We start from the raw sequence: 25018 nt of genomic DNA, 5'->3' as shown, positions 1-25018 counted from the left end.
GTGTTCCTGGCAGCGGCGGGCGCCCCGGTCAAGCCTTCCGCCGGGACGCCCCGTCTATTCGGCCTCCTCCCGGCAGAAGACCCCGGCCTCGCCGTCGTAGGTGAACAGCTCCGCGTAGCGCGCCCAGCCGGTCACGGCGTTCAGCGTCTCCTCGGCATAGCCGTCGCTCATGAAGGCCTTCAGCTCGCGGGCGAAGGTGGCGTAAGGCGCGCGGTGGTCGGCGTGCTCGGACAGGGCGGCGTGGATGTGCGCAGCGAGCGGCACGAAATGGACCAGATGCTCGGCGAACAGCGCCTTGCGGTCGTCCATCCCGGCCTCGGCGAACAGGCGGCCGGGCTCGGTCAGCCGGATGTCGCCCTCCGCCACCTCGGCGAATCCCAGCATCTGGAGCGTCTCGGCGATGGGGAAGAGGTCGTCGATCTCGTGTCGCAGGGTCGCCGCGAGGTGCGGCAGGTCTGCCTTGCCGTGGTAGGGCGGGGCGGCCAGCGTCTCCATCAGGCCGGCCAAGAGATTGGTCGAGACCCGCTGGAGCGGCTCGGCATAGACCGGCCGTGGACGCCCGGTCGTTCCCACCGTCGTCGTTGCCGGAGCGCTGAGCGGCTTGCGCGCGGTCATCCGGCCGTAGATGTCGTCGACCAGTTCGCGGAACTCCGGGGCCAGCCGGTTGCGCGGGTGCGGGATGTCCACCCGGATCTCCGCCGCGACGCGGCCCGGGTTGGAGGCGAAGACCAGGATGCGGTCGCACATCAGCACCGCCTCCTCGATGTTGTGGGTGACCATCAGGATCGACCGGGTCGGCAGCTTGCGCTCCATCCACAGGTCGAGCAGGTCGGTGCGCAGCGTCTCCGCCGTCAGCACGTCGAGCGCCGAGAAGGGCTCGTCCATCAGCAGGATTTCCGGGTGGACGACCAGCGCGCGGGCGAAGCCGACGCGCTGGCGCATCCCGCCGGACAGCTCCTTGGGGTAGGCGCTCTCGAAGCCCGACAGACCGATCTGGTCGATGGCCTCCTCGGCGCGCGCCGCCGCTTCGTTTTCCGGAACGCGCAGCGCCTTCAGCCCGGCCAGCACATTCTCCTCGACGGTCAGCCAGGGGAACAGCGCGAAGGACTGGAACACCATCGCCACCCCGTCGGTCGGCCCGGCCACCGGCGCGCCGTGGTGCAGGACTTGGCCCGCGGTCGGCGGCGCCAGCCCGGCGACGATGCGCAGCAGCGTGGACTTGCCCGAGCCGGAGCGGCCGAGCAGCCCGACGATCTCGCCGTCGCGCAGCGTCAGGTCCACGCCGTCGAGCACGACATACGGCGGACCGGAGGGCTTGCGGTAGGCCTGCCGGACGCCGCAGAGTTCGAAGAGGGGGGAGTTCTGCGTCATGGTACGGCCTCCGTCAGGCAAGGCGCAGGCGGCGTTCGGCGTAGCCGTAGAGCGGACGCCAGAGCAGCCGGTTGAGCAGGGTGACGAACAGGGACATCACGGCGATGCCGAGCACGATGCGCGGGTAGTCCCCCGCGGTGGTGGCCTGGGCGATGTAGCTGCCCAGCCCGTGGGCGGTGACCGTGGCGTCGCCCCAGCGCACCGCCTCGGCGACGATGCTGGCGTTCCACGAGCCGCCCGCCGCGGTCACCGCGCCGGTCAGGTAGTAGGGGAAGACGCCGGGCAGCATGACGTCGCGCCACCACTGCCAGCCGCGGATGCGGAAGCTCGACGCCGCCTCCTTCAGGTCGTTGGGAAAGGCGGACGTCCCGGCGATGACGTTGAACAGGATGTACCATTGCGTGCCCAGGATCATCAGCGGGCTGAGCCAGACGTCCGGGTTCAGGTCGAAGCGCAGGATGGTGACGACGGCGACCGGGAACAGCAGGTTGGCCGGGAAGGCCGCCAGGAATTGCGCCACCGGCTGGACCGCCTCGGCGAGGCGCGGGCGCAGCCCGATCAGCACGCCGAGCGGCACCCAGACGAGCGAGGCGATGGCGATCAGCACCACGACGCGCAGCAGCGTCGCCGCCCCGAGCAGCAGCGTGGTCGCGACGTCGCTCCAGCCGGCGCCGCCGGCGATGAAGGCCACCAGGGTCCAGCCCAGGGCGAGCGCGGCGGCGGCGACGACCGCGTACCACGCCCGGTCGAGCGCGCGTTCGCGCGCTGGGGAGGGCGGGCCGGCGATCCGGCGTTTGATGGCCGGCGGCAGGGCGGTGGCGAGGGAGGAAAGCGGTGACAGGCGCAGCCAGGCCACCCGGCCGAGCAGGGACTCGACCGGCGCGAGCAGCGCCCGGCAGAAGCGGGTGCGCTGGAACAGCCGCAGCACCCAGGACTCCGGCGCCTCCTGCGCGCCGGTCTGCTCGACGCGGAACTTGTCGGCCCAGGCGACCAGCGGGCGGAACAGGAACTGGTCGTAGAGCAGGATGACCGCCAGCATCGCCAGCACCGCCCAGCCGACGGCGCCGAGATCCTTCCGCGCGATGGCCTCGGCCAGATAGGAGCCGATGCCGGGCAGCGTGACGGTGTGGTCGCCGACGGTGATCGCCTCCGACGCGACGACGAAGAACCAGCCGCCGGACATCGACATCATCATGTTCCAGACCAGCCCCGGCATGGCGAAGGGCGCCTCCAGCCGCCAGAAGCGCTGCCAGCCGGAGAAGCGGAAGCTGGTCGCCGCCTCGTCCAGGTCGCGGGGCACCGACCGCAGCGACTGGTAGACGCTGAAGGTCATGTTCCAGGCTTGGCTGGTGAAGATGGCGAAGATCGCCGCGCATTCGGCGCCCAGCACGCTGCCGGGGAACAGCGACAGGAAGAAGACCACGGTGAAGGAGATGTAGCCGAGCACCGGCACCGACTGGAGCACGTCCAGAACCGGGATCAGCACTATCCCGGCCCGGCGGCTCTTGGCCGCCAGCGTGGCGTAGGCGAAGGTGAAGAGCAGCGAGGCCGCCATCGCCGCCAGCATGCGCAGCGTCGAGCGCAGCGCGTAGTCCGGCAGGTTCCAGGGATCGAGCGAGACGGCCGGCGCGTCGAGGCTCGCCAGGGGTGCCGCCATCTGGTGGCCGCCGACCGCGGCCAGCGCGAGCAGGCCGACGACCAGCGGCAGGGCCACGAGGTCCCAGCGGTTGGGCGTGGTGGCCGCCGTCTTCACGGAAACGCTTGTCTGGGTCCAGACCATGGCCCCTCCATCCTACGGCCGGGTCGGAGTCCGGTCGCGTTCGTCCTGCGCAATTGACCTGTGCCGGCGCACGACGCCATGCGGCGTCGGGTGGGCGTCACGGGTGGAGAGGGCGGTCAGCTTGGCGCTGGCGGCGGCAAGGGCGCGCGGAGCGGCGTCGGAATGGTGACGGAAGGATTCACCATGGTTCACCTGTGCGGCTGTCGGCGTCACGGCCGGCCGTGGCGAACCTGCGGAAAGGTCAGCCCAGGATCGGCGGAGAACCGAAGATAGGTCGGGGTCGACGACTGTGGCTGTCCATCTCTTGCTTTCTCGGCGCGGGACCGGTTCACGCGTCCGGACGCCCGCCAATCATGCGGTGACGTTGTCGCTGATCTATTCCTGGAATTGGAAGCGGTCAAGAGCGAGGAGCCGTTGCTTGCCGATCATTGCAGAGGTTTCATGTTTCCCGCCCCGCGATGCCGGAGGACAATCGGATCTGGCCAATTTAGCCCTCTCCCCTCTGGGGAGAGGGTGGCCCGAAGGGCCGGTGAGGGGGGTGTGCATTTCACTGCGTTCGGCAAAAGCGCAACCCCCTCACCCTGACCCTCTCCCCAGAGGGGAGAGGGAACCTCCGAACAGAGGCTTGGGAGGCGGCGCTTCATCGGCGTGTCAAAGTGTCGCAGGAGCCCGCAACCGGCCGGCGATCCGAGAAGCTTTCGCAACAAGGCGTTATGGTTCAAATAACCACAAACCATTTGTGACTTAACGATCCCGGGACCCGATGGCCAACATTCACGACCCCGCCCTGTTCCTCGCCCACGCCTGCGCGCTGGAGGAGGACGCCGCCAACCGTTTCGCCGACCTGTCGGAGGCCATGAAGACCTACGGCAACGCGGACGTCGCGGCCTTCTTCGCCAAGATGGCCGAGTTCTCGCGCCTGCATCTGGCGGACGCCCGCAAGCGCTCCGCCTTCCGCGACGTGCCGGCGCTCACCCCGGAAGACTTCCAGTGGCCGGACGGCGAAAGCCCCGAAGCGGCCTCCATGGAAGGCTCGCACTATCTGATGACGGTGGATTACGCGCTGGATCTGGCGCTCGACAGCGAAAAGCGCGGCCACGCCTTCTACGCCGACGTGGCCGCCACCACCACGGACCCGGAGGTCCGCATGATGGCCGAGGAATTCGCCTCCGAAGAGGCGGAGCATGTGGCGGAGCTGGAGCGCTGGATCGAGCGCTTCCCCAAGAAGGGGTAAAGGCCGTTTCCCGCGGTTCCCGCCCTTGCGGGAACCGCGGGAAGGGCGAACGAGCGCCTTACTTGGACAGGTCGGCGTAGTCGTACTCGTACTTTTTGTCCGCCGGCTTGAAGGTCTTGAAGGCGGCGATGACGTCGTCCACCGACACGCCCGCCGGCACGTTGAGAATTTCGTACACGACCGAGCTGCCGCTGGTCGGGCCAACGTCGGCGTTGCGGTGAGCCTGGGAAATCAGGCCCTCGCCGGCCTTCTTGATCATGATCGAAGCCATATCCGTTCCGTCTCCTGTTACACGTCGCCCGACGCAGAAATATCCATAACTCGAATAAGGGTATGGGGCCAATGGATAAATTGCTGCGGCGCGTCAGAGGCGGGTGATCCAGAGCGCGGTCACGTCGTCGGTCAGCCGCTCGCCATGGATCGCGGCGTGGCGGGCCATCAGGGCGGGCAGGGGGCGGTCGGGGGCGTCCGCCGCCGCGCGCTCGGCCAGACGGAGCAGGCCGTCCTCGCCCAGCATGGCACCCTCGGCGTCCCGGGCCTCGCTCAGCCCGTCGGAATAGAGGAACAGGCCGTCGCCGCGCCGCAGCGGAACGCGTCGGTTCGCATAGACCGAGTCCGGGAAGGCGCCGAGGAGCGGGCCGGAGGCGTCGAGCGGTTGGATGCCGAAGTTGGTCATCAGGAGGGGGCTCGGCGACGCGGCGGCGGCGTAGAGCAGCGTGTCGTCGGCGCGGTCGATCACCCCGTAGAAGGCGGTGGCGAACTGGCCCAGCGGCAGGATCTCGCACAGCCGCCCGTTCAGTTGGCGCAACAGGCGGGCGGGGTCGCGCAGATCCTCCGTCGGCGTGCGGGTGAGCAGCGTGTGCAGGCGGAAGGCGTTGATCGCCGCGGCGATGCCGTGGCCCGACAGGTCGGCGGCGAAGATGCCGACGCGGTTTCCGTCGAACGCGAAGGCCGTCCAGAAATCGCCGCCGATCTCGTCCGACGCGCGGAAGACCGACTCCACCGCCAGCCCGTTCCGCCCGGCGAGGGCGGCCAGTTCCGCCGCTTCCGGGACCAGGGCGAGCTGCATGGCGCGGGCCTGCCGCAGGTCGCGTTCCACCCGCTCGTGGAAGGCGCGCAGCTCCTGCACCATCGACCGGCGCTCCAGGTGGTAGCGCACGCGGGCGATGCATTCGCCGGGGTTGATCGGCTTGGCGATCAGGTCGGTCGCCCCGGCGCTGAAGCAGACCGTCCTCATCTGGTCGGAGTGCAGGGCGCTCTGCATCAGGATCGGCAGGTCGCGCCAGCGCGGATCGCCGCGCAGGCTGCGGCAGACGCCGATGCCGTCCATCCGCGGCATGGCCGCGTCGAGCAGCAGCAGGTCGGGGGCGAAGCTTTCCAGCCGCTCCATCACCTCCTCCGCCGAGGCGGCGAAGGCGACCTGGGTGATGCCGGCCCATTGCAGGAAGCGGGTCAGCGTCCTGCGGTTGAAGGCGCTGTCGTCGGCGATCAGCACCCGGCAGCCGCCGAGCGGGATGCCCAGTTCCATCCCGTAGACCGATGCGCCGGCGCCGGGACGGGCGGGGCGCGGTGGAGCGGCGTCGTCCGTGCCGGGCGGCACCGTCATGGCGCGGGCGTGGCCCATCACGTCCGTCCCCGCCGCGTCAGTCGGCGATGTTGAACATGGTGTGGAACTTGGCGATCGTGATCAGGCGCCGCACCTCGTCGCGGGCGCCGCGGATCGCGAAGTCCAGGTTGCGCCGCTGCGCGGTGTCGCGGGCGATGATGAACATGCCGAGGCCCGAGGAGTCGACGAAGTCGAGCCGCGACAGGTCGAACACCACCCGGTGCCCCGCCGGACGCTCGAAGGTGGCGATGACGTCGCGGAACGTGTCGTGGTCGGCAAAGGTCATGCGCCCGCTCAGCACGATCTCGGTGCTGGCCGGGGCCTCGCGGACGGAGAAATCCATGGCGGCGCTCATCTGTGGTTCACCCGTGGCCGAAGAGAGGCGCGATCCCCGTTGGGTTGGACCGACGGGAACGCGGGCGCATTCTAGGGCCCCGGGAATTGCACTTTGATGACGCCGGCGTGTCAGCGCGGCGTTATCCGGCCGGGACGGGCGGACTTTATTGCAGCGCGGCCTCTTCCACCCTCGGATGCGACAGGCGTTCGGCGATTCCGCCGGCCAGCCATGCCGAATAGGCATCGCGGCCTGCCGGCGCGAGCATGCCGCTGCGGCAGAAGGCCGTCGTTTGGCGCGCCGAGTCGGGGAAACGCCACAGCGGCAGGTCCGCCTGCCCGCTCAGCCGGTCGAGCGCCGCCGGCCGGTAGGCGTTGCCAGCGCCGTACAACCGCTCCTCCACCGCCGCCGGGCGGGGTGGAAGCAGCAGGGCGATCCCGACCCCGGCGGCGCGCGCCTGGTCGGCGAAGCGGCGCACCCGCTCGAAGGCCGGCGAGGCGTCGTTCATGCGGACGGCGGCCTCGCGGGCCTCCACCCAGCGGTCGGCGGCGGTGGCGGTCCAGCCCTGCGGGCCGACCGCGTGGCACGGCTTGGCGTATTGCAGGGCGCTCTGGTCGGGAAGGTAGGAGCGGCCGAGCATCGCCACCTCGGTCAGGTGCGCGCCGTAGCGGCGCAGACCGGCGACGTCGCTGCGCTCCGCGAAGAGCAGATCGGCGTCCAGCAGGACCAGCGCCGGTTTCAGCTTCAGCACGTCGCCCAGCAGCGGTTCGAAGTCCTCGATCCGGGCGTGGTCGTGGACGATGCGCAGGAAATGCAGGCTTTCCACCCCATGCTTCGCCGCCAGCGCGGCCATGCCCGGCTCGTCCAGGGTGGCATGGCGCAGCGCCGAGTCGCCGAGCGCCACCACCACGACGGGCGACAGGTCCCGCGCCGCCCGCTCCGCCGTGGCGGCGATGCGGTTGCTGTTGTACCAGGCGAAGGGCCGGTCATGCAGGCTGTAGCCGGTCCAGAAGGCCCCCGCCGTTCCGGCCGCGAACAGGGCGGGGATCACCGCCAGCAAGGTGATCCACAACCGCCGCGGCTTGGCTTGCGGTCCGGTCCGGTCCGTCCGGTGCTTTTGCGGTTCAACAGGCCCGGTCATGGTCCCTCTGCTCCCTCCCAGCGGTGCGCCCAGCGATGCGCCCGGCGGCGCGTGATATCCGGTGACTCCAACACTTCGGGAAAGGGCTGGGTCCCGCGCGTCGCGCCGCTTTCCACCGTGTTTTCCGCTGGCGTGTTTTCCGCTGGCACCTCCTATGACGAAGGGCGCAGCGCTCGGGATCGTGCCGGAGTAGCCGGGTGCGGGCTCTTTCGTGTAGTCTTGCGCAAAAGACGAGGCACGCATCGAGGACTGGGATGACCACTGAAATCCGCACCTTCATGATCCCCGACGCGAGCGCGGACGAGGCGCAGGGGCACCTGTCCTCCTTCCTGCGCACGGTCGAGGTGCAGCGCATCGACACCGCCTACGCCGACGGCGCGTGGCGTGTTCTCGTGCTTTACAAGGACCTGAAGCGCAAGGAGGAATCCCTCCAGATCGAGGCCGCGATCAACGCCGCCCTCAACGGTTGGCGGGACCGCAGGGCGGCCGGCGAAGGGCTGCCGCGCGACGCCATCCTGGCGGACGAGCTGGTGCCGGAAATCGCCCGCTTCGCTCCCACGACGGAGCGCGAGCTGTCCATCATCGTCGGCGCCCGCGACCTCGACGTCAGCCATTATGGCGGGGAAATCGTTCAGGTCGTCCGGGCGACCCTGGATGAGCTGATCGACTGACTCCACCACTCTGCGGAAGAGCATAGGCGGAGGGACCTAAGGGCCGACTCCGCTGTGCCGAAAGAGAAGCCGAACCCGCCGTAAGCCCGATTCCAGACACCCTCCCGCTGTGCCAGCATACCCTCGTAGTTTGCGGCAATGCAGCATGGCGGGGGCCATGGACGGGACATCCGGATCGAGAGGCGGCGCTCCCGATTACCGCGCCATGGCGCGGGAACTGGAAGCCTTCAGCCGTCAGGCGGCGGAGCGCGCCGCGGCCACCGGCGACGGCAGCATGGACGCCCTGGCGCGGCGCCTGGAGCGCCACGCCGAACAAATCCAACATGATCTGGCCGAAGCCCCGACGCGCCGCTTCGGCTGGCGCCTAGGCCTTCTCCACCTTCAGCAGGGTGCCTTCGGCGCCGACGATGCGGACGCGGCTTCCGGCGGGGAGGTCGGGCCCCTCGACGGTCCAAAGCCCGTCGCCGATCTGCGCCCGGCCCCGCCCGTTGACGATGGGGCCGTCCAGCGTGTGCAGCGTCCCGATGTATTGCGCCGTCCGGCGGTTCAGATGCGGCGTGTGCGTCGTATGCGCTGACCGGCGCGACAGGAAGCGGGTTCCCACCAGCGCGGCGATGGCGAGCAGGGCGAACAGCAGCCCTTGATGTTCCCACGGCAGGGACGGCCAGACCAGCAGCACGAAGCCGACCAGCGCGGCGGCGCCACCCAGCCAGAGGAAGGCCGCCCCCGGCGCCACCGTCTCCAGCGCGCCGAGCAGCACGGCCAGAACCCACCAGTGCCAGAATTCGATCATCGCGGGTCCGCCTTCGGAATTTCGCCCAATCTCACGACCCCGACCTTACGTTTCCGGCGGCACCGGCGCATCGCGTCTGTTCGGCTCTTCGCGATTCCAGGGGCCGCGCTGGGACGGCGGCGGGGCGGAGGCCGGCGGATTCGGGGGGCGGTTCGGGAAGGCTTCGCGGGCGATCTCCGCGATGCCGCCGATGGCGCCGATCACGTTGGCGGCCTCCAGCGGCATGAGCAGAACCTTCTGGTTCGGAGCCGCGGCCACCGCGGTCAGGGCGTCCACATAGCGCTGGGCGACGAAGTAGTTGATGGCCTGGACGTTGCCCCCGGCGATGGCGTCGGAGACCAGCCGGGTGGCCTCGGCCTCGGCCTGGGCGGAGCGCTCGCGCGCCTCGGCGTCGCGGAATGCGGCCTCGCGCCGGCCTTCGGCCTGGAGGATGGCGGCCTGCTTGGCGCCCTCCGCCCGCAGGATGGCCGCCTGGCGCTGGCCCTCCGCTTCCAGGATGGAGGCGCGGCGGTCGCGCTCCGCCTTCATCTGGCGGGCCATGCTGTCCACGAGGTCGCGCGGCGGCTGGATGTCGCGGATCTCGATGCGCGTCACCTTGACGCCCCAGGGGCTGGTCGCCTCGTCCACCACGCCGAGCAGGCGGGCGTTGATCTGGTCGCGCTGCGACAGCAGCTCGTCCAGGTCCATCGAGCCCATGACCGTGCGGGTGTTGGTCATGGTCAGGTTGAGGATCGCCAGTTCCAGGTTGTTGACCTCGTAGGAGGCCTTGGCGGCGTCGATCACCTGGAAGAAGACGACGCCGTCCGCCGTGACCATGGCGTTGTCGCGGGTGATGACCTCCTGCGAGGGCACGTCGAGCACCGTTTCCATCATGCTCTGCTTGCGCCCGATGCGGTCGACCAGCGGCAGCAGCAGGTGCAGGCCCGGCTGGAGCGTGCGGGTGTAGCGGCCGAACCGCTCCACCGTCCACTCCTGGCCCTGCGGCACGGTTCGCACGCCGAGCAGAACCAGCGCCAGTGCGAAGATCAGAAGCGCGATGACGAAGAGTGTCAAACCGCTGACCACCATCACCCCACCTCCCATCCGGTCGTTTCCTCCTTCCGACCATGCCACGGCCGCGCCGTCCCGGCCAGAGCCACAGCGTCAGCCGAGCAGGGCGCCGAAAGGTTTCAGCGGCTCGTGCGCGTCGAACAGGATCTTCAGGATCGCCAGGATCGGCACCGCCAGCAGGGCGCCGGGGATGCCCCACATCCAGCCCCAGAACAGGATGGACACGAACACCGCGATGGGGTTCAGCGCCAGCCGCCGTCCGACGATCATCGGGGTCAGGAAGTTGCCCTCCATCATCGTCAGCGCCACGAAGGTCAGCGGCGGCCCGAAGATGTGCGCGCCTCCGTCGAAGGTGAGCGCCGAGACCAGGAACAGAACCGCCGTCATCACCGCCGGCCCGATGAAGGGGACGTAGTTGATGAGGCCGGCCAGCGTTCCCCACAACGCCGCGTTGGGCACACCCCACAGCCACATCGCCAGCGTCGTCGCCAGGCCGAGCCCGATGTTGATGACCGTGATGGTCGCCAGATAGGCGGCGATGTTCTGCTGCACCGTGGCGGCGACCATGGCGTAATGCACGCGGTCGTCGACGTCGCGCATCGTGCCGATCAGCGCCTCCAGGCTCTGCCGCCCTCGGGCCAGGAAGAAATAGAGCAGCACCAGAAGGATCACCACGTTGGCGATCACCGCCTCCGCCTGATGCAGCACCTGCTCGGCCAGCGAGGGGCCGCGCACCACCACCTCCCGCGTCGCCCCGTTGCGGTCGGCGGCCATCTGCTCGATCTGGCGGGAGGCGTCGCGGGCGCGCTCGATCCCTTCGCGGATGTCGCCCAGCTTGAACTCCAGCTCATGAACCACGCGGGGCATCCGGTTGACCCATTCGGTGGCCGGGGTGGTCAGCGTGTAGATGGCGCCCAGCCCGGCGGACATGACCAGGAGCACCACCACCGCCGCACCCAGCGCCTCCGGCAGGCCGAGCCGGTAGAGGCCGCGCACGCAGGGCCGCAGCAGCAGGCTGAGGATCAGCGCCAGCATGATCGGCAGCAGCACGTCGCGCCCGAAATACACCGTGAACAGCAGCGCGATGACGAACAGCCCCATCACCGCCACCCGCGTCGGGTCGCGGGGGTTCCGGGCCGGGGGCAGGGGCTCGGTCACCGGCTCCGGCGGCGGGGTCAGGGGCGGATCGATCGTTCGGTCGCTCATCGGGGGCAGGCACTCCGGGAGTAGCGGGCCGGGGGACGCTTGACGGCGCCGGACCCCCGCCCGATTTAGGGGTATTCCAGGACCGCGCCCACGCGGCCCCGCTTCGCGATGACCGGAGTTCCACGAGATGCGCAGCCCGTTCCCTTCGATAAACGTTCGCCGCGGCCTGATGGTCCTGGCGCTATCCGTGCTGCCACCGATGGCCGCCTCCACCGCTGCTTCGGCCGAGGACGCCGTCGTCGGGCGCTTCTCCAACGACTGGACCGGCAACGGGCTCCAGGTTCAGGCGATCGAGGACCCGAAGGTGAAGGGGATCACCTGCCATCTGGTGGATTTCGACCGCAGCGTGCTCGACCGGCTGACCAAGGGGAACTGGTTCGAGGACCCGTCCAACGCCTCCATCGCCTGTCGGCGCACCGGGCCGCTGGTGATCGGTGATATCGAGCTGTCGCAGAAGGGCGAGGAGGTCTTTTCCGAGCGCAAGAGCCTGGTCTTCAAGTCCATCGCCATCCGCCGCATCTACGACCGGGTGAACGACACGCTGATCTACGTCGTCTACAGCCGGCAGGTGAAGGACGCCTCGGCGAAGATGGCCATCTCCAGCGTCCCGCTGATCGACACGAACCCCCAGTGGGAAAAGGGTAAACCTCCCGTGAAATGATCGGATGGCTTGCAATCGGGCGGGCTCGGCGCCATCATCAGGCTTGGGAGGCAGGGGCTGCTATCCCCCGCCTCCCGGCCCGATCACTGCCGGTTCAGAAGATCAAGGATCGCCTTGACGATCTGGAGCAGCAGGATCAGGAGACCGAGGATTTCCTTCATCCTCCGAGCCTCCTCGTTGAGCGGCGGGGTGGTGGCACTCCACCACCCGTCCGCGCCTCCACCTCGCACGGGGTGCGGGACGGGTGCAACGGAAACTCCACACATGCGTGTGCGACGGATTGGCTGGCAGGCTCGGCGGCGACTCGTCAGGCTTGGCCGTGGCGGGACCGCCACTTGCGCCACAGCAGGTAGACACCGGGCGCCAGCGTCACGATCAGGATGATGCGCACCATGTGGTGGGTGGCGACCAGCGCCACGTCGATGTTCAGCGCCAGCGCGACCAGCGTCATCTCGGCCAGCCCGCCCGGCGCGAAGGCGAGGATCAGCGCGGCCAGTCCCAACCCCGTCGCCTCGTCGACCATCCAGGCCGCCGCCGTGGTGACCAGCAGCATCAGCCCGGTGAGGCCCAGCGCGGTCAGCCCGTCGCGCCCGATGCGGCGGATGTTCAACCCGGTGAAGCGGCAGCCCAGCGACGCCCCGATCACCACCTGGGCCGCGGCGACCAGAACGCCCGGCGGCTTGCCCTCGGTCAGCCCGGCGAGGTGGATCGCGGCGGACAGCAGCATCGGCCCGACGATCTGGGCGGCGGGAATCCGCAGCAGCTTCGCCAGAGGATAGCCCAATGCACAGGCGGACAGCAGCGCCACGTCCAGCGGGGCGAGCGACAGCAGGGGCGGGCCGAGCGCGCCGCGCCGCGCCGGGTCGTAGAGGCCCAGCGCCTGGAAGGCGAAGGGGATCACCAGCACCACCAGCATCACCCGCAGCGCGTGGGACAGCGCCATGGTCCGGCTGTCGCCGCCCATCTGGGTGCCGACCATCACCATCTCGTTCAGCCCGCCGGGGGTGGCGGTGAAGAAGGAGGTGGGCGGGTCCAGCCGGGCCGCACGGCGCAGGTACTGCACGCCAAGCGTGGTCGCCAGCACGAGATAGACGGCCAGCGCGCCCAGCGACAGGCTCCACTCGCCAAGCCGTGCCAGGATATCGGGGGTGAAGCCGCTGCCCAGCATCACGCCGAGGATCATGATCATGGCGTTGCGCAGCGGCTTCGGCACATGCAGCGCGACACCGGCCATGGCGGCGACCGTGGTGGCGGTCATGGCGCCGATCATCCAGGCCAGCGGAAGGTGGAAATGGCTGAACAGCGCGCCCCCCGCCGTTCCCAGCGCGAGGGCGAGCGCGACGGGCCGGAGCCCCGGTCCGATGGTCATGCCGTGTATTGAGTTCGGTTCAAGGAACGATCCGCCCCAGCCGGACGGCGGTCTGCCCGGATTTGGGGCGCCGGGCCGGCATGATCAGCACGCAGTCGTCGTATGGCGTCACGACCGGGCGGCTGCCGTCATGGCCCAGGACCGTTCCGGCCCGGGGAATGATTTCCATGCCCACGTAAGGCTCGTCGAAGAAGAACTCGTCGGTTTCCGCGGTCACCGCCTCGGTCACCTCGACGGTGCGCAGCGGATCGGGGTGGCGGCGGATGTGACGGTCGGCCAGCGACGGGTCGATCATCTCCTGGGCGAGCAGGAAGCGCATGGCGCTCTCCAGGGCGACCAGCGCCGTCTCGTTCCGCCAGTGCTGACCGCATTCGACCAGGATGGCGGTGCGCCGCCCGTCCGCTTCGGCGAAGTCCGCGTAATCGATCACCCGCCGCCCCGCCGCGTGCCCTTCATCCGCGACGATCCAGGCCGGGTGGCCGAGCCGGCGGGCCAGGGCGCGGGCGCGGTCGGTCCGCCCGCACAGCGTCAGGGGCGGCGTGTCCGCCGTCATGGAATGCAGATCGAGGATGACGTCCGCGGCGTCGAACACCGGGCGGAGCTGCCGGGCGCGGCGCAGTTCCACGCTGTCGCGCGGTCCGTCGAGAACCTCCGGCGACCAGACGCGGTTCATGTCCTCGTCGACGAAGCGGGAGGCGTAGGGGCGTTCGGCGTCGAAGCCGTGATAGGCGGTGGTGTTGGCGAAGACCAGGGTCAGCCGCCCGCGGGTTGGGTGGACGCCCAGCCGGAACAGCCGGTCCATCGCCACCGCCCCGCCGATCTCGTTGCCGTGGATCAGCGACACGATGACGGCGTGGGGACCGGGGCGCCCGGACTCCAGCGTCGTGACATGGTCGATGCCGGTGTTGCCGCGGCGGTAGGGGCCGATGTCCGGCGGCGTCAATTCGATCGGTGGCAGGGATTCGGTCAAGCGGATCTCGCCTTTGCGGGTCTGGCCGGTGCCGGGCGCTTTCGCCGAACGGTCAGTATGGCGGAGAGTCCGGTGCCGCGCCAGCCCCGCCATTTCCCCGTTTCATCATGTCCTTTGCCTTACCGGCGTATGACGGTTTTTGGTCGACGGGCTTCCGGCCATCGTCTATACCCGAATCCATCCGCCGCAGCGTCCTGCTACGTCATCCGGGCAGGCGCCGTGGTCGGTCGGCGCAGTTGGTACACCGGGGTCAGCCATGAGTTTCGTGATCGAGGACGTGCTCGTCCGCAACGATCCGATCGTCCCGCGCCTGCCGGTGTTCTTCGATTCACCGCACAGCGGCACCGTCTACCCGCGCGACTTCGCCTTCGTCTGTCCGCTGTCCACCCTGCGGCAGGCCGAGGACACCCATGTGGACGAGCTGTTCGCCCACGCGCCGGAGCATGGCGCGACGCTGCTCTGCGCCCTGTTCCCGCGCACCTACATCGACGCGAACCGGGCCATCGACGACATCGACCCGGCGCTTCTCGACGGGCGTTGGCCCGAACCGCTGCGACCGACGGAGAAGAGCGCCGCCGGCATGGGGCTGATCCGCACGTTGTGCCGTCCGGGGATGCCGCTCTACGACGGGCGGCTCTCGGTCGCCGAGGTGGCGGAGCGCATCGACCGCTACTACCGGCCCTATCACTTCCAGGTCGCCAGCGTGATGGACGATCTGGCCGCCCGGTTCGGCGCCGTCTGGCATGTCGACTGCCATTCCATGCCCTCCGCGGTCGGGCCGGGGGCGGCGCACAAGCTGGGCATGGATTTCGTGCTGGGCGACCGCGACGGCACCACCTGCGAACCCGGCTTCACCGCTCTGGTGGAGAAGGTGCTGACCGGCCTCGGCTACAAGGTGGCGCGGAACCATCCCTTCAAGGGGGTCGAGCTGGTGTCGCGCCATTCCGACCCGGCGCGAGGCCGCCATTCCCTCCAGCTCGAAATCAACCGGCGCCTCTACATGAACGAGGAGACTCTGGAGCGGAACGAGGGTTTCGCCCGGCTCCAGGCCGACCTGACCACGCTGACCCGCCGCATCTGCGCCCACGCGCAGGCGAACACCGCGCGCCGCGCCGCGGAGTAAAGGCCGGGCGGGGAAGGGGGGCGGTTACGGCGAGAACTGCTCCTTCAGGATCCGCTCCTCGAAGTTCAGCTCCGGGTCGAACAGCAGGGTCAGCGCGACGTCGCGCGCTTCTTCCACATCGACACGGATGACCTCGCGCACCTCGGTCGAGTCGGCCACGGCGCTGACCGGGCGCTTGACCTCCTCCAGGATGTCCACGGTGATCTTGGAGCTGTGCGGCAGCAGCGCGCCGCGCCAGCGCCGTGGCCGGAAGGAGCTGATGGGGGTCAGCGCCAGCACCCCGGCGCCCAGCGGGATGATCGGTCCGTGGGCGGACAGGTTGTAGGCGGTGCTGCCGGCGGGGGTGGCGACCAGCACCCCGTCGCAGATCAGCTCCGGCAGACGGACGACTCCGTCCACGGTGATGCGCAGCTTCGAGGCCTGCCGCGTCTCGCGCAGCATCGACACCTCGTTGATTCCCAGCGCCTCCACCTGCTCGCCGTTGCAGCGGGTGGCCCTCATGCGCAGGGGGTGCAGCGTGACGCTCTGGGCGCTGGCCAGCCGTTCGGCCAGTTCGTCCTCGCGGAAAACGTTCAGGAGGAAGCCGACCGATCCCCGGTTCATGCCGTAGACCGGCGGCGGGTTGTGCCCGTCGCGCTTCAGCGCGCGGTGCAGCGTCTCCAACAGGAAGCCGTCGCCGCCCAGCGCCACGACGACATCGGCGTCCTCCAGCGGCGCGTTGCCGTAGCGGTGGACCAGCCGGGTGCGCGCCCGCATCGCCTCTTCCGTGTTCGCCGCGCAGAAGGCGATGCGGAGGTCGGCGGGCTTGCGGGGATCGGGCGCCAGCGGGTCCAGGGTCGGATCGGCGGGCAGCTTCGCGGCGGTTTCGGTCATGTCACGGGGACCATAGCGCAGGATGCCCGGTTGCAGAAGGCCGCTTCGGTCGACGGACAGGGCCGTCGCACGTCATGTTCCCTCTCCCCTCCGGGGAGAGGGGAGGGTGAGGGGGATGAGCTGTTGCCGAACGCACCACCACGTGCAACCCCCTCACCCTCCCCACGCCTGCGGCGTGGGTCCCCTCCCTCTCCCCGGAGGGCCGAGGGCGCTCGGCTGCGGGCGGATCATCCGCCGGTCACGCTCATGTGGCGGGGGACCGCCGGGCCCTGGTGGCGGCGGTCGATGATGAAGTCGTGGCCCTTGGGCTTGCGGGCGATGGCGTCGCGCACCGCCTGGACCAGCAGCCCGTCGTCGTCGCTGAGGCGCAGCGGGGTGCGCAGGTCGGCGGCGTCCTCCTGGCCCAGGCACATGTAGAGGGTGCCGGTGCAGGTCAGTCGCACGCGGTTGCAGCTTTCGCAGAAATTGTGGGTCAGCGGCGTGATGAAGCCGATGCGCCCGCCGGTCTCGGCCACCCGCACATAGCGGGCCGGGCCGCCGGTGCGGTAGTCGATCTCGTCCAGCGTCCAGCGCTTGGCCAGCTCCGCCCGGACGAGGCTGAGCGGCAGATACTGGTCGAGCCGCGCCTCGTCGCCAATCTCGCCCATCGGCATGACCTCGATGAAGGTCAGGTCGAAGCCCTGCTCGCCGCACCAGCCGACCAGCCTGTGGAACTCGTCGTCGTTCACGCCCTTCAGCGCGACCGTGTTGATCTTGACCTGGAGACCCGCCTCCTTGGCGGCCTGGAGCCCGCCCAGCACCTTGTCCAGCCGGCCCCAGCGGGTGATCGCCTGGAACTTGTGGGGGTCGAGCGTGTCGAGCGACACGTTGATCCGGCGCACGCCGGCCTCCGCCAAATCGCCGGCGTACTTGAACAGCATGTTGCCGTTGGTGGTCAGCGTCAGCTCGTCCAGGTCGCCGGCCTTCACGTGGCGGCCCAGGCTGTGGATCAGCTCATGGATGCCCTTGCGGACCAGCGGCTCGCCGCCGGTCAGGCGCAGCTTGCGGGTGCCCAACTTGACGAAGGCGGAGCAGACGCGGTCGATCTCCTCCAGCGTCAGCACCTCCGCCTTGGGCAGGAAGCTCATGTCCTCCGCCATGCAGTAGACGCAGCGAAGGTCGCAGCGGTCGGTGACGGACACGCGCAGATAGCTGACGGTGCGCCCGAACGGATCGACGAGCGGGGCGGCGGCGGTCGGCGGAACGGTCGTCATCGTCAGGCTTCTCCCCAGGGGGGTCCGTATCATGCGGTCCGGATCGTGATTATGACCCCGAATCCGCTTCTGATATATAGGTTTGCCTTGCGGCTTTTTCGCCACCCGGAATTTCGGGGGCAGGAAACCACGGCTGGCGGCGCCGGAGCTTGACGGGGATCAAGTCGCGGCGCCGCCGGCCGGTCAGTGGACGCTGCCGTTATCCGGGCCGCCGCTCTTGCCGTTCCGGGCCTGCTCGCGCTCGCGCAGATAGTCCTCGGTGGTGCGCGGCGCGCGCGGGGCACCCAGCGCGAAGGGCGAGTCGCCCCGCTCGAACTGGTCCACGACGCGACAGTCGCCGCACATGCGCATGCGGTCGGCGGCCTCCGGCGTGGCGAACATGGCGTGCCGTCCGGCCAGCACCGCGACGATCTTGTCGATCGAGGACTTTGTGGCGAAGGGCTTGCCGCACTTGACGCAGCAGAAGGGCTCCTCCTCCTTCAGCACCTTGGCGCCGCGGGCGCTGTCGCGGAAGTCGATCTCCGGAACCAGCGCGATGACCTTCTCCGGACAGGTGGTCTTGCACAGGCCGCACTGCACGCAGGCGTCCTGCGAGAAGGACAGCATCGGCTTGTCGGCGTTGTCGAGCAGCGCCCCGGTCGGGCAGGCGCCGACGCAGGACAGGCAGAGCGTGCAGCCCTCCGTCATCACCTGGACCCGCCCGAAGGGCGCGCCCGGCGGCAGGGGCAGCACCTCGATCGGCTCCGGCGCGACCTTGTGCAGATGGCGCAGCGCCAGCATGGTGACGGTGCGCTTGCCGCCCATCGGCAGGAAGGTGCCGGGGGCGGGGGCGCCCTGGCGCGGCAGGTCCCACAGTTCGGCGGCCACCGCGTCGGGGTCCTGGGCGTCGATGATCGACACCCGGCCCGAGCCGTAGCCGAGGCCCGCCATCGCCGTCTCGGCGAGGCCGATCTGGCTGGCCAGCCCCGCCGTCTCGCCGGCGTTGCCCGGCCCGACGAGGACGCGCACCCGCGCGGCACCATAGGCCAGCGCCGCCGCGAACACGTCGAAGCCGAGCTGCGTCACTTCGTTCACCGCGAAGGGCAGCACGCGCGCCGGCAGGCCGCGGCCATACCGCGCGATCAGCGAGATCATCTCGTCGCCGTGCCGCGGGTCGTGGACCAGCAGCACCGGCTCCGTCCCGCCGGCCTTGGCGTAGGAGGAGAGCAGCGTGCGCAGCCGCTCGTAGACCGTCTGGAGCGGCGGCAGGGCGTAGGTGCTGGCCCCCGTCGGGCAGACTGAGGCGCAGGAACCGCAGCCGGCGCAGATGTGCGGGTCGATCGCCACATGGTCGCCGTTCGGCGTGATGGCGCCGGTCGGGCAGACCTCCAGGCAGCGCGTGCAGCCGGTCTTGCGGCTGCGCGAATGGGCGCAGAGGTCTGCCTTGAAGTCGATGTAGCGCGGCTTCTCGAACTCGCCGACCAGATCGGCGGCCTCGAACACCGCCTTGGCGACGGCGGCGGGGCTGTCCGGGTCGGGGCGCAGGTAGCCGTCGCGCTTGCCGTGCGCCGGGAACAACGGCGCGCCGCCGGTCAGGTCCACGATGACGTCGCAGCGCGAGGCGGCGCCGTGCCGCGGCGGTTCGAAGCCCAGCACGGCGCGCGAGGCCGGGATGGCCGGGGCGTAGTCGTCCACCACGATCTCGAAATTGCCGAGCCAGCCCTTGGCGGCGCGGATGGTGCCCTTGAAGACCGGCACGTCCATGACGCGCGGCGGGGCGACGTCCTTCGGCGCCTTCAGCAGAACGGTGACGTCCAGGCTGCCGGACAGCTGCCGGGCCACCTCGATGGCGCGCTCGTCGGTGCCGTAGACCAGCGCGGTGCCTTCCGAGGCCAGGGTGATCGTGCCGGTCGGCGGGATGTCCATGGCCGCCTCGGCCAGCAGCGCGGCGATCTTCGGCCCGGCCAGCGCGCCCTCCTCCGACCAGCCGGCGCGTTCGCGGATGTTGGTGAAGGCGAGCGCCGCCTCGGTGTTGTCGGCGTTGGGGTTGTCCTGGGCGGCGATCTCCGCGAACAGCGGGGCCTCCTGGGTGCAGGCGACGAGCAGCGGGGCGCCCTCCGCCACGCGCGCCTCGAAGCGGTCGAGCTGGGTGCGGCAGAGCTGGGTGGCGACGGACAGGTCGCCCTCCGCCCCCGCCGCGGCCCCGCAGGCCCTGGCCAATGCCTTGCCGTCGAGCGCCATGCTGTGGGCGCAATCGCAGACGAGCACCGTCCGGCCGTTGATCTTCATCGCTTCCAACCCCTTGCCCTGAAAAGACCTGCCCTAAAAGCCCTGTTGCACACAGCGCGTTCCAGTTCTGTACATATCGGCTGGGTGGCACGGTTGCGACAGCAAAATGCGTGCGGCAGGATGGTGGACCTGCCCCTCCTTTGGATTCATCCGGCCATGACCAGCACCCCCACCGTCCGCGACGCCCGCATCGAGGACGTTGCCGCTTTCCAGCGGATCTACGAGCATCATGTCCGGCACGGCGTCGGCACCTTCGAGGAGGAGCCGCCCGACGTGGCGGAGTTGGAAGGGCGCTTCCGCGCCATCACCGGCGCCGGGCTTCCTTGGCTGGTCGCCGAGCGCGACGGCGTGATCCTCGGCTACGCCTACGGCAGCGCCTACCACGTCCGCTCCGCCTACCGTTTCACCATCCAGGATTCCGTCTACATCGCCGAGGAGGCGCGCGGCCAGGGCCTCGGGCGTCTGCTGCTCCAGGCGCTGATCGACCGCTGCGTGGCCCAGGGCTACCGCCAGATGGTGGCGCTGGTCGGCGGGTCGGAGAACGCCGGCTCCATCGGACTGCACACCGCCCTGGGCTTCCGCACCTGCGGCGTGGTCGAGGCCGTGGGGCTCAAGTTCGGGCGCTGGCTGGACGTGGTGATGATGCAAAAGGACCTGGGAGCGGGGCGGTCGGACATTCCGCAAGGCGCGGGGCCGAGCCAGCCGGTGGCGGTGCGTTAGCCGCCGCTCCACCGGTCCAGGGCGGCGAGGGCCGGAGGAACCGCGGCGTCCAGCGCGCATCGCGCCGCGTCGGGATCGCCCTCGCCCTGATCGGTGTCCAGGGCACGCTCCAGCGCCTGCGCCGCGCTGCGCAGGGCCGCGCAGCCGTAAATGCCGGCCACCCCGGCGATCTTGTGAGCCATGGCTCCGGCCGTCGCCCGGTCTCCGGCGTTCCAGGCCTGCTCCAGGGCGGCGTGGTAGCCGCGCAGGGTGACGAGGGTGTTGGCCACCAGGGTGGCGACCCGCTCCGCCGGCAGATGCTCGCGCATCTGGCGGATGGCGTCCTCATCGAACACGGGCTGGAACACAGGAGGGCCGGGTTCCGGCTCGGGCATGCCCGCCATGGCCGACGCGGTGCCGGCGGACAGGCGGTCCAGCAAGGCGTCCAGCGCGGGCAGGCGGAGCGGCTTTTCCAGCACGGCGTCGGCCCCCGCCGCCCGGCACAGCTCCTCGGTTCCGGGAACGGCGGAAGCGGTCAGGGCAACGATGCGCAGCCCCGCCGCCGCGCTTCCGGCGCCCTGGGGAAGGGCGCGGATGCGGCGGGTCGCCTCGACCCCGTCCATGCCCGGCATCTGCACGTCCATCAGGACGAGGTCGTAGCGTTCCCGCTCCACCGCCGCCAGGGCGGCCCGGCCGTCGCCCACCACCGTCACCGCGTGGCCGGCGCGGCGCAGCAGCATGGCCGCGGCCTGCTGGCTGACCGGCTCGTCCTCCGCCAGAAGGACGCGCAGCGCGGAATGCTCGGGCGGTGCGCCGGTTCGCTGAGCCCCGGCCGAACTGGGGCGAACTGGATCGGGCTGGACTAAATTGGGCTGGGCGGACCGTGGGAGCCGGGTCCGCGCAACGCCCAGGCCGACGGCGAGGACCGCCAGTCCGGCGACCAGACCGATTCCGGTCGGAGCGGCGGCGGACAAGGCCGCCCCCGGCCGGTGGATGGACGCGTCCCCATCCAGCAACCCGTCGCGCAGGGTCAGCGCGCCGCTCCCGGCCCGTTGGGCGAGGTCCGTGGCCGTGCCGCGCAGCAGCGCGGCGATCCCCGCCGCCTTGGCCGCCAGCGCCTCCTGCTCCCGGCGGAGGTCGAAGACGTTCTGATCGTCCATACCCAGCGCGACGAGTTGGCGCGCGGTGTCGGCGCGGCGCGGGCTCGCGGCGTCGATCGGCAGGTCGTTCAGGGCGTCGAACAGCGCCCCGGCGGCCTTGCGGAAATCGCTCAGGGCCATGGTGGCCGAGGGCGTCGCCGTCGCGCTGGCGAGCAGCCGGAGCGCCACCGCCTGCCGCGAGTCGTCGATCCGGCGCAGCGCGGCGCCATCCTGCGGTGGCGTGCGCGCCGAGGCGAGCGCCGCCGCCAGAGCCTCGCTGCGGGCCGCCACCTGCCCGGTGAGATCCTGAAAGCGGTCCTGGACGGCCAGACGGCGCTCCACCGTGGCGTTCAGCTCGTCCGCCTCCGCGCGGATGGCCAGCGCGGCGAACCGCAGCTCGGCGTGCCATTCCCGCGGCAGGGCGTCCAGCGTGGCGGAAAGTTGCTGGGTTCTCTGGCGCAACGCGTTGTGGGCGGTCAGCCGGCGCTGGGCGGTGCCCGCCGATTCCAGCTCGGCCGCGTTGGAGGACAGTCCGGCGGCCAGTTCCGCGACGCGCATGAGGTCAAGCGCCTCATCCAGGCTGCGGGCGGCCTGACCGCGGGCGCGGGCGTCCATCTCGGCCAGGGCGAGCCAGACGGAGCCGCCGGCGCCGGCACCGGCCAGCAGAGCGGCCAGGGCGAGCGCGCCGATCCACGCGGCCCCGATCCCGAAGGCGCCCTTCCGCGGGCCGCGGTCCCGATGATGTGTCTGCGCCGCGGCGGTTGGCCCGGCGTCCTGTGCGTGCCCGGCGTCCTGTGCGTGCATGTCCGCCCGCCCGTTCCCGTTCGTGGCGCAGAGTACATCGGCTTGACGCGGCTTTGCCATGGAGCTTCAATCACAGAGCTTCGATCACACCGGCGAGGTGTCCTGGGTCCAGGACGGGTCCTCGATCCGGTGCAGGCGCCCGGCTCCGGTGAGTGCGGCGCGCAGGGTCAGCGTCTTGCGCCGCGCCGGGGCCAGCCGGTGTTCCGGCGCCTCGCGCAGGATCTCCGCGCCGTAGGCATCGGCGACCATCAGGCCGCAATCGTCGGGAATCAACTCCGCCGGGAAGGCGTCGTCCACCGCGAAGTAGAAGGCGTCGCACCAATCCCGGTACTCCGGCCATTTCTGGTCCGAGCGGAAGTCGGCCACGCAGCTTTTCACCTCCACGATGACGACGGTGCCGGCGCCGTCCATCGCCAGGACGTCGGCGCGGCGCCCGCTGGCCAGCCGGAACTCCGCCATGCTGACGAAGCCGCGGGCGGCCAGCGCCCGGCGCACCCCGCGAAAGATCGGAACGGCGCCGCTCGCCGGCATCGGCGGCTCGTCACCGTGCAACAGGATATCGACCATTTGAAACGGAACGGTTCAGGAACAAAGCGGCACAATGACCCGGCTTCGCCGCTTTGCCAAGGGACTTTTGCCAGACCCGGTCAGTACGAAAGGGGTATGCGAGGGGGCGGGCGCCGGCTCAGGCCACGCCGTGGGGGATCCCATGGGAGGCGGCATGGGGCAGACTGCGCCGCGGCGGGAACATCAGGATGGCGGTCGTGCCGGCGCCGGGTTCGCTGTACAGGTCGAGCCGTCCGCCGTGCATCTCCATCAGACGCTTGACCACGGGCAGACCGATGCCGGTCCCGGTGGCGCCACGGGGAACGGCCATGTCGGCGCTGCCGAAGGGCTCCAGGACGCGGGTCAGCTCGTCCTCGGCGATGCCGGCGCCGGTGTCGGCCACCATCAGCCCGATTCCGCCGTCCGGCATGGGGCTGGCCGACAGCATCACCTGGCCGCCCGACGGGGTGAACTTCACCGCGTTCGACAGCAGGTTGGTCAGCATCCGCTGTAGCGCGCGGGCGTCGCCGTACAGCAGGGGCAGATCGCCGGACAGGTCCTCGCCGATGTCCACGCCGCGGGCGGCCGCCTTATCGCCCATCTGGGCCAGCGCCTGACGGGCGGCGTCGGCCACGTTGATGGCCTCCTCCTGCATTTCCGTGCGCGTGGTCTCGCTCTGCGACAGGTCGAGGATGCCGTCGATCAGCGAGAGAAGATGCGTGCCGCTGGCGTGGATGTCCGCGGCGTAGCTGCGGTAGCGGGGGGAGCCGAGCGGGCCGAAGGTTTCCGCGAGCAGCACTTCGGAGAAGCCGAGAACCGCGTTCAGCGGGGTGCGCAGCTCATGACTCATGTGCGCCAGGAATTCCGCCTTGGCCCGATGGGCGCGGTCCGATTCCGGCACGGTGGGAACCTCGGGGCCGAGTTCCACCAGGGAGACGCAGACGGTTGGCGCCGCAAGGCCAACCCCCAGGGGGTGCGTGTCGAGAGGAGTGGCGGCGATCCGCCAGCGCGCCCCGCCGGGGGCGACCACCAGGCGGCGCACCGCCTGCTTCTCCATCACGCAGTCGGCCAGACAGGCGAACAGGCCGGCGCCGTCGCCGTCCTGGAGATCGTCGGCGCGCAGACGGCGCCCGGCCAGGGGATGCCCAAACAGCCGCTCCGCCGCGTGGTTGGCCGTCAGCCACTCGAAATCGGTGATGGTGCCCGTGTCCTTGAAGCCCGGCCCGTCAATGATCGCTGCCAGCACGCCGATGCCATCGGCGAGCGCCGCCATCGCCGCGCCCATCAGGGCGTCGCCGGCCTGTGCGTGGCCGGCCGAGCCGTATCCGAGCGGATCGTGACCGTTCAAAAGCGCAACGGAACCCCCGCCAGCCGGCGTTGCCGCCTCCGGTTGTCGGTCGCGGAAAGGGGTTTCGGTCACGGCATCCATTGATCGCATAGTCGAAAAATTTTGAGGAACATGCAACCGACAAATTGCGACAACTCCTGTCGTTACTAGGGTGCCCTAAAGCTGTTCACGGCCTTTTCTTGACTTTTATATAAAATATGTGGAATTGTTTGCATGGCCAGCGGCCTTGGGGCGCCATGGCGGGTTGCCATGGGGAGGCCTGCCGAATAGTCCTGTCGGGGGTCGGACGAACGGTGGGCTTGATCCTCGACGCCACTTTCGTAGCCTGTTCGCAAGCGACCGCTTCCGGTCGCCGGGAAATCGCGTGCACGCAGTGGGAGACGCCGCCCGTGACGAGCGAAGGAGCTTATCCGCATGGCGTGGGACGTCCCGGCGCGGTCCTGGTCTTCGACGCCGACGACCGGCTGACCGCCTGGAACGAGGCGGCGGAGGCGCTGGCCGGCGCCGGGCGCCTTCTGGTCCAGGGCGCCCTGCCGGAAGCCCTGGCTCCGCTGTTCCGCGGCCTGCCGCCCGGCCACACCGTCACGGACTGGCCGCTCAGCGGGGGCGGGTTCGTCCGCCGCACCGCCGGAGAGGACGCCGCGGGCGGCGGACCCGCAGCGGGCGCCGACCTGTCGGGGCGCCTGTTCGCCGCGGCCAGCCACGACCTGCGCCAGCCGCTGGCCGCCCTGTCGCTGTTGCTGGGAGCGTTGGAAGGGCGGCTCGACGGGGTTGGGGCC

General features: G+C 70.3%; 22 protein-coding genes and 1 pseudogene. 6 read left to right on the top strand and 17 right to left on the bottom strand.

Annotated elements, in window-relative coordinates; all coding sequences use genetic code 11:
* Positions 1–54 precede the first annotated feature (54 nt).
* Both DXK32_RS05495 and DXK32_RS05490 read right to left on the bottom strand, forming a co-directional pair.
* A complete protein-coding gene (locus DXK32_RS05495; RefSeq protein WP_114857594.1) occupies positions 55–1371 on the bottom strand; it encodes an ABC transporter ATP-binding protein in 1317 nt (438 codons plus the stop codon).
* Between the two features lie 13 nt (positions 1372–1384).
* Positions 1385–3151, bottom strand: coding sequence for an ABC transporter permease (locus DXK32_RS05490; RefSeq protein WP_114857593.1), 1767 nt, complete (start codon positions 3149–3151; stop codon positions 1385–1387).
* Between the two features lie 763 nt (positions 3152–3914).
* On the opposite strand from DXK32_RS05490, the gene DXK32_RS05485 reads away from it, so the two are divergent.
* Complete coding sequence (locus tag DXK32_RS05485; protein ID WP_114857592.1) at positions 3915–4385, top strand: ferritin-like domain-containing protein; 471 nt, start codon at positions 3915–3917, stop codon at positions 4383–4385.
* Positions 4386–4443: 58 nt separating this feature from the next.
* On the opposite strand, the gene DXK32_RS05480 is transcribed toward DXK32_RS05485, so the two are convergent.
* The 4 genes from DXK32_RS05480 to DXK32_RS05465 all read right to left on the bottom strand — a co-directional run bounded on the left by DXK32_RS05480 (position 4444) and on the right by DXK32_RS05465 (position 7466).
* The gene (locus DXK32_RS05480; RefSeq protein ID WP_014241290.1) at positions 4444–4656 is read right to left on the bottom strand and encodes a hypothetical protein; all 213 of its coding nucleotides are present in this window, start codon (positions 4654–4656) and stop codon (positions 4444–4446) included.
* 93 nt (positions 4657–4749) lie between these two features.
* Entirely contained in the window at positions 4750–6009 is a 1260-nt protein-coding gene (locus DXK32_RS05475) for a PP2C family protein-serine/threonine phosphatase (protein ID WP_114857591.1), read from the bottom strand.
* 19 nt (positions 6010–6028) lie between these two features.
* A complete protein-coding gene (locus tag DXK32_RS05470) occupies positions 6029–6346 on the bottom strand; it encodes an STAS domain-containing protein (RefSeq protein WP_236778167.1) in 318 nt (105 codons plus the stop codon).
* A 145-nt stretch (positions 6347–6491) separates the two neighbouring features.
* Positions 6492–7466, bottom strand: a complete 975-nt coding sequence (locus DXK32_RS05465; protein WP_162801085.1) for a hypothetical protein — start codon at positions 7464–7466, stop codon at positions 6492–6494.
* A gap of 254 nt (positions 7467–7720) precedes the next feature.
* Between DXK32_RS05465 and DXK32_RS05460 the strand changes: the two genes are divergently transcribed.
* Entirely contained in the window at positions 7721–8137 is a 417-nt protein-coding gene (locus DXK32_RS05460) for an HRDC domain-containing protein (RefSeq protein WP_114857589.1), read from the top strand.
* Between the two features lie 364 nt (positions 8138–8501).
* Here the strand turns inward: DXK32_RS05460 and DXK32_RS05455 are convergent, their stop codons facing one another.
* The 3 genes from DXK32_RS05455 to DXK32_RS05445 all read right to left on the bottom strand — a co-directional run bounded on the left by DXK32_RS05455 (position 8502) and on the right by DXK32_RS05445 (position 11186).
* Positions 8502–8930, bottom strand: coding sequence for an NfeD family protein (locus tag DXK32_RS05455; protein WP_114857588.1), 429 nt, complete (start codon positions 8928–8930; stop codon positions 8502–8504).
* A gap of 45 nt (positions 8931–8975) precedes the next feature.
* Positions 8976–9998, bottom strand: coding sequence for an SPFH domain-containing protein (locus DXK32_RS05450; RefSeq protein WP_247876992.1), 1023 nt, complete (start codon positions 9996–9998; stop codon positions 8976–8978).
* Between the two features lie 75 nt (positions 9999–10073).
* Positions 10074–11186: an AI-2E family transporter gene (locus DXK32_RS05445; protein ID WP_114857586.1), complete on the bottom strand. Its 1113-nt coding sequence runs from the start codon at positions 11184–11186 to the stop codon at positions 10074–10076.
* Positions 11187–11373: 187 nt separating this feature from the next.
* Here DXK32_RS05445 and DXK32_RS05440 point away from each other — a divergent pair, with 187 nt between their 5' ends.
* On the top strand, positions 11374–11847 hold the full coding sequence (locus tag DXK32_RS05440; RefSeq protein WP_247876991.1) for a CreA family protein: 474 nt from the start codon (positions 11374–11376) through the stop codon (positions 11845–11847).
* Between the two features lie 307 nt (positions 11848–12154).
* Here DXK32_RS05440 and DXK32_RS05435 read toward each other — a convergent pair whose 3' ends face one another.
* Positions 12155–13216: an AbrB family transcriptional regulator gene (locus DXK32_RS05435; RefSeq protein WP_114857584.1), complete on the bottom strand. Its 1062-nt coding sequence runs from the start codon at positions 13214–13216 to the stop codon at positions 12155–12157.
* A gap of 19 nt (positions 13217–13235) precedes the next feature.
* Positions 13236–14186 (bottom strand): succinylglutamate desuccinylase/aspartoacylase domain-containing protein, encoded by a 951-nt coding sequence (locus DXK32_RS05430; protein WP_247876990.1) that lies wholly within the window; start codon positions 14184–14186, stop codon positions 13236–13238.
* Positions 14187–14442: 256 nt separating this feature from the next.
* On the opposite strand from DXK32_RS05430, the gene DXK32_RS05425 reads away from it, so the two are divergent.
* Positions 14443–15309, top strand: a complete 867-nt coding sequence (locus tag DXK32_RS05425; protein WP_114857582.1) for an N-formylglutamate amidohydrolase — start codon at positions 14443–14445, stop codon at positions 15307–15309.
* Between the two features lie 24 nt (positions 15310–15333).
* Here DXK32_RS05425 and DXK32_RS05420 read toward each other — a convergent pair whose 3' ends face one another.
* The 3 genes from DXK32_RS05420 to DXK32_RS05410 all read right to left on the bottom strand — a co-directional run bounded on the left by DXK32_RS05420 (position 15334) and on the right by DXK32_RS05410 (position 19703).
* A complete protein-coding gene (locus DXK32_RS05420; RefSeq protein ID WP_114857581.1) occupies positions 15334–16182 on the bottom strand; it encodes an NAD kinase in 849 nt (282 codons plus the stop codon).
* Between the two features lie 227 nt (positions 16183–16409).
* The gene (gene moaA / locus DXK32_RS05415; protein WP_114857580.1) at positions 16410–17435 is read right to left on the bottom strand and encodes a GTP 3',8-cyclase MoaA; all 1026 of its coding nucleotides are present in this window, start codon (positions 17433–17435) and stop codon (positions 16410–16412) included.
* Between the two features lie 183 nt (positions 17436–17618).
* Positions 17619–19703 (bottom strand): 4Fe-4S binding protein, encoded by a 2085-nt coding sequence (locus DXK32_RS05410; RefSeq protein WP_114857579.1) that lies wholly within the window; start codon positions 19701–19703, stop codon positions 17619–17621.
* Between the two features lie 156 nt (positions 19704–19859).
* Here DXK32_RS05410 and DXK32_RS05405 point away from each other — a divergent pair, with 156 nt between their 5' ends.
* Positions 19860–20423: a GNAT family N-acetyltransferase gene (locus DXK32_RS05405; protein WP_114857670.1), complete on the top strand. Its 564-nt coding sequence runs from the start codon at positions 19860–19862 to the stop codon at positions 20421–20423.
* Here the strand turns inward: DXK32_RS05405 and DXK32_RS05400 are convergent.
* The 3 genes from DXK32_RS05400 to DXK32_RS05390 form a co-directional block, all read right to left on the bottom strand.
* Entirely contained in the window at positions 20420–22345 is a 1926-nt protein-coding gene (locus DXK32_RS05400; RefSeq protein WP_114857578.1) for a response regulator, read from the bottom strand. The two genes, DXK32_RS05405 and DXK32_RS05400, sit on opposite strands and share 4 nt — an antisense overlap.
* Positions 22346–22429: 84 nt before the next feature.
* The gene (locus DXK32_RS05395) at positions 22430–22876 is read right to left on the bottom strand and encodes an MmcB family DNA repair protein (RefSeq protein WP_348981587.1); all 447 of its coding nucleotides are present in this window, start codon (positions 22874–22876) and stop codon (positions 22430–22432) included.
* Positions 22877–23030: 154 nt separating this feature from the next.
* The gene (locus tag DXK32_RS05390; protein WP_247876989.1) at positions 23031–24239 is read right to left on the bottom strand and encodes a sensor histidine kinase; all 1209 of its coding nucleotides are present in this window, start codon (positions 24237–24239) and stop codon (positions 23031–23033) included.
* Between the two features lie 389 nt (positions 24240–24628).
* Between DXK32_RS05390 and DXK32_RS05385 the strand changes: the two are divergent.
* Positions 24629–25018, top strand: a pseudogene (locus tag DXK32_RS05385) (hybrid sensor histidine kinase/response regulator); the annotation flags it as partial.

The sequence above is a fragment of the Azospirillum brasilense genome, from assembly GCF_003349955.1.
Lineage (GTDB): Bacteria > Pseudomonadota > Alphaproteobacteria > Azospirillales > Azospirillaceae > Azospirillum > Azospirillum brasilense_B.
This window is presented reverse-complemented; position numbering and strand designations above follow the sequence as displayed.

Excerpts from the sequence above, each read along its gene's own strand:
- DXK32_RS05495 (WP_114857594.1), bottom strand. The coding sequence starts at position 1,371 with ATGACGCAGAACTCCCCCCTCTTCGAACTCTGCGGCGTCCGGCAGGCC.
- DXK32_RS05490 (WP_114857593.1), bottom strand. The coding sequence starts at position 3,151 with ATGGTCTGGACCCAGACAAGCGTTTCCGTGAAGACGGCGGCCACCACG.
- DXK32_RS05485 (WP_114857592.1), top strand. The coding sequence starts at position 3,915 with ATGGCCAACATTCACGACCCCGCCCTGTTCCTCGCCCACGCCTGCGCG.
- DXK32_RS05480 (WP_014241290.1), bottom strand. The coding sequence starts at position 4,656 with ATGGCTTCGATCATGATCAAGAAGGCCGGCGAGGGCCTGATTTCCCAG.
- DXK32_RS05475 (WP_114857591.1), bottom strand. The coding sequence starts at position 6,009 with ATGGGCCACGCCCGCGCCATGACGGTGCCGCCCGGCACGGACGACGCC.
- DXK32_RS05470 (WP_236778167.1), bottom strand. The coding sequence starts at position 6,346 with ATGAGCGCCGCCATGGATTTCTCCGTCCGCGAGGCCCCGGCCAGCACC.
- DXK32_RS05465 (WP_162801085.1), bottom strand. The coding sequence starts at position 7,466 with ATGACCGGGCCTGTTGAACCGCAAAAGCACCGGACGGACCGGACCGGA.
- DXK32_RS05460 (WP_114857589.1), top strand. The coding sequence starts at position 7,721 with ATGACCACTGAAATCCGCACCTTCATGATCCCCGACGCGAGCGCGGAC.
- DXK32_RS05455 (WP_114857588.1), bottom strand. The coding sequence starts at position 8,930 with ATGATCGAATTCTGGCACTGGTGGGTTCTGGCCGTGCTGCTCGGCGCG.
- DXK32_RS05450 (WP_247876992.1), bottom strand. The coding sequence starts at position 9,998 with ATGGTGGTCAGCGGTTTGACACTCTTCGTCATCGCGCTTCTGATCTTC.
- DXK32_RS05445 (WP_114857586.1), bottom strand. The coding sequence starts at position 11,186 with ATGAGCGACCGAACGATCGATCCGCCCCTGACCCCGCCGCCGGAGCCG.
- DXK32_RS05435 (WP_114857584.1), bottom strand. The coding sequence starts at position 13,216 with ATGACCATCGGACCGGGGCTCCGGCCCGTCGCGCTCGCCCTCGCGCTG.
- DXK32_RS05425 (WP_114857582.1), top strand. The coding sequence starts at position 14,443 with ATGAGTTTCGTGATCGAGGACGTGCTCGTCCGCAACGATCCGATCGTC.
- DXK32_RS05420 (WP_114857581.1), bottom strand. The coding sequence starts at position 16,182 with ATGACCGAAACCGCCGCGAAGCTGCCCGCCGATCCGACCCTGGACCCG.
- moaA (WP_114857580.1), bottom strand. The coding sequence starts at position 17,435 with ATGACGACCGTTCCGCCGACCGCCGCCGCCCCGCTCGTCGATCCGTTC.
- DXK32_RS05410 (WP_114857579.1), bottom strand. The coding sequence starts at position 19,703 with ATGAAGATCAACGGCCGGACGGTGCTCGTCTGCGATTGCGCCCACAGC.
- DXK32_RS05405 (WP_114857670.1), top strand. The coding sequence starts at position 19,860 with ATGACCAGCACCCCCACCGTCCGCGACGCCCGCATCGAGGACGTTGCC.
- DXK32_RS05400 (WP_114857578.1), bottom strand. The coding sequence starts at position 22,345 with ATGCACGCACAGGACGCCGGGCACGCACAGGACGCCGGGCCAACCGCC.
- DXK32_RS05395 (WP_348981587.1), bottom strand. The coding sequence starts at position 22,876 with ATGCCGGCGAGCGGCGCCGTTCCGATCTTTCGCGGGGTGCGCCGGGCG.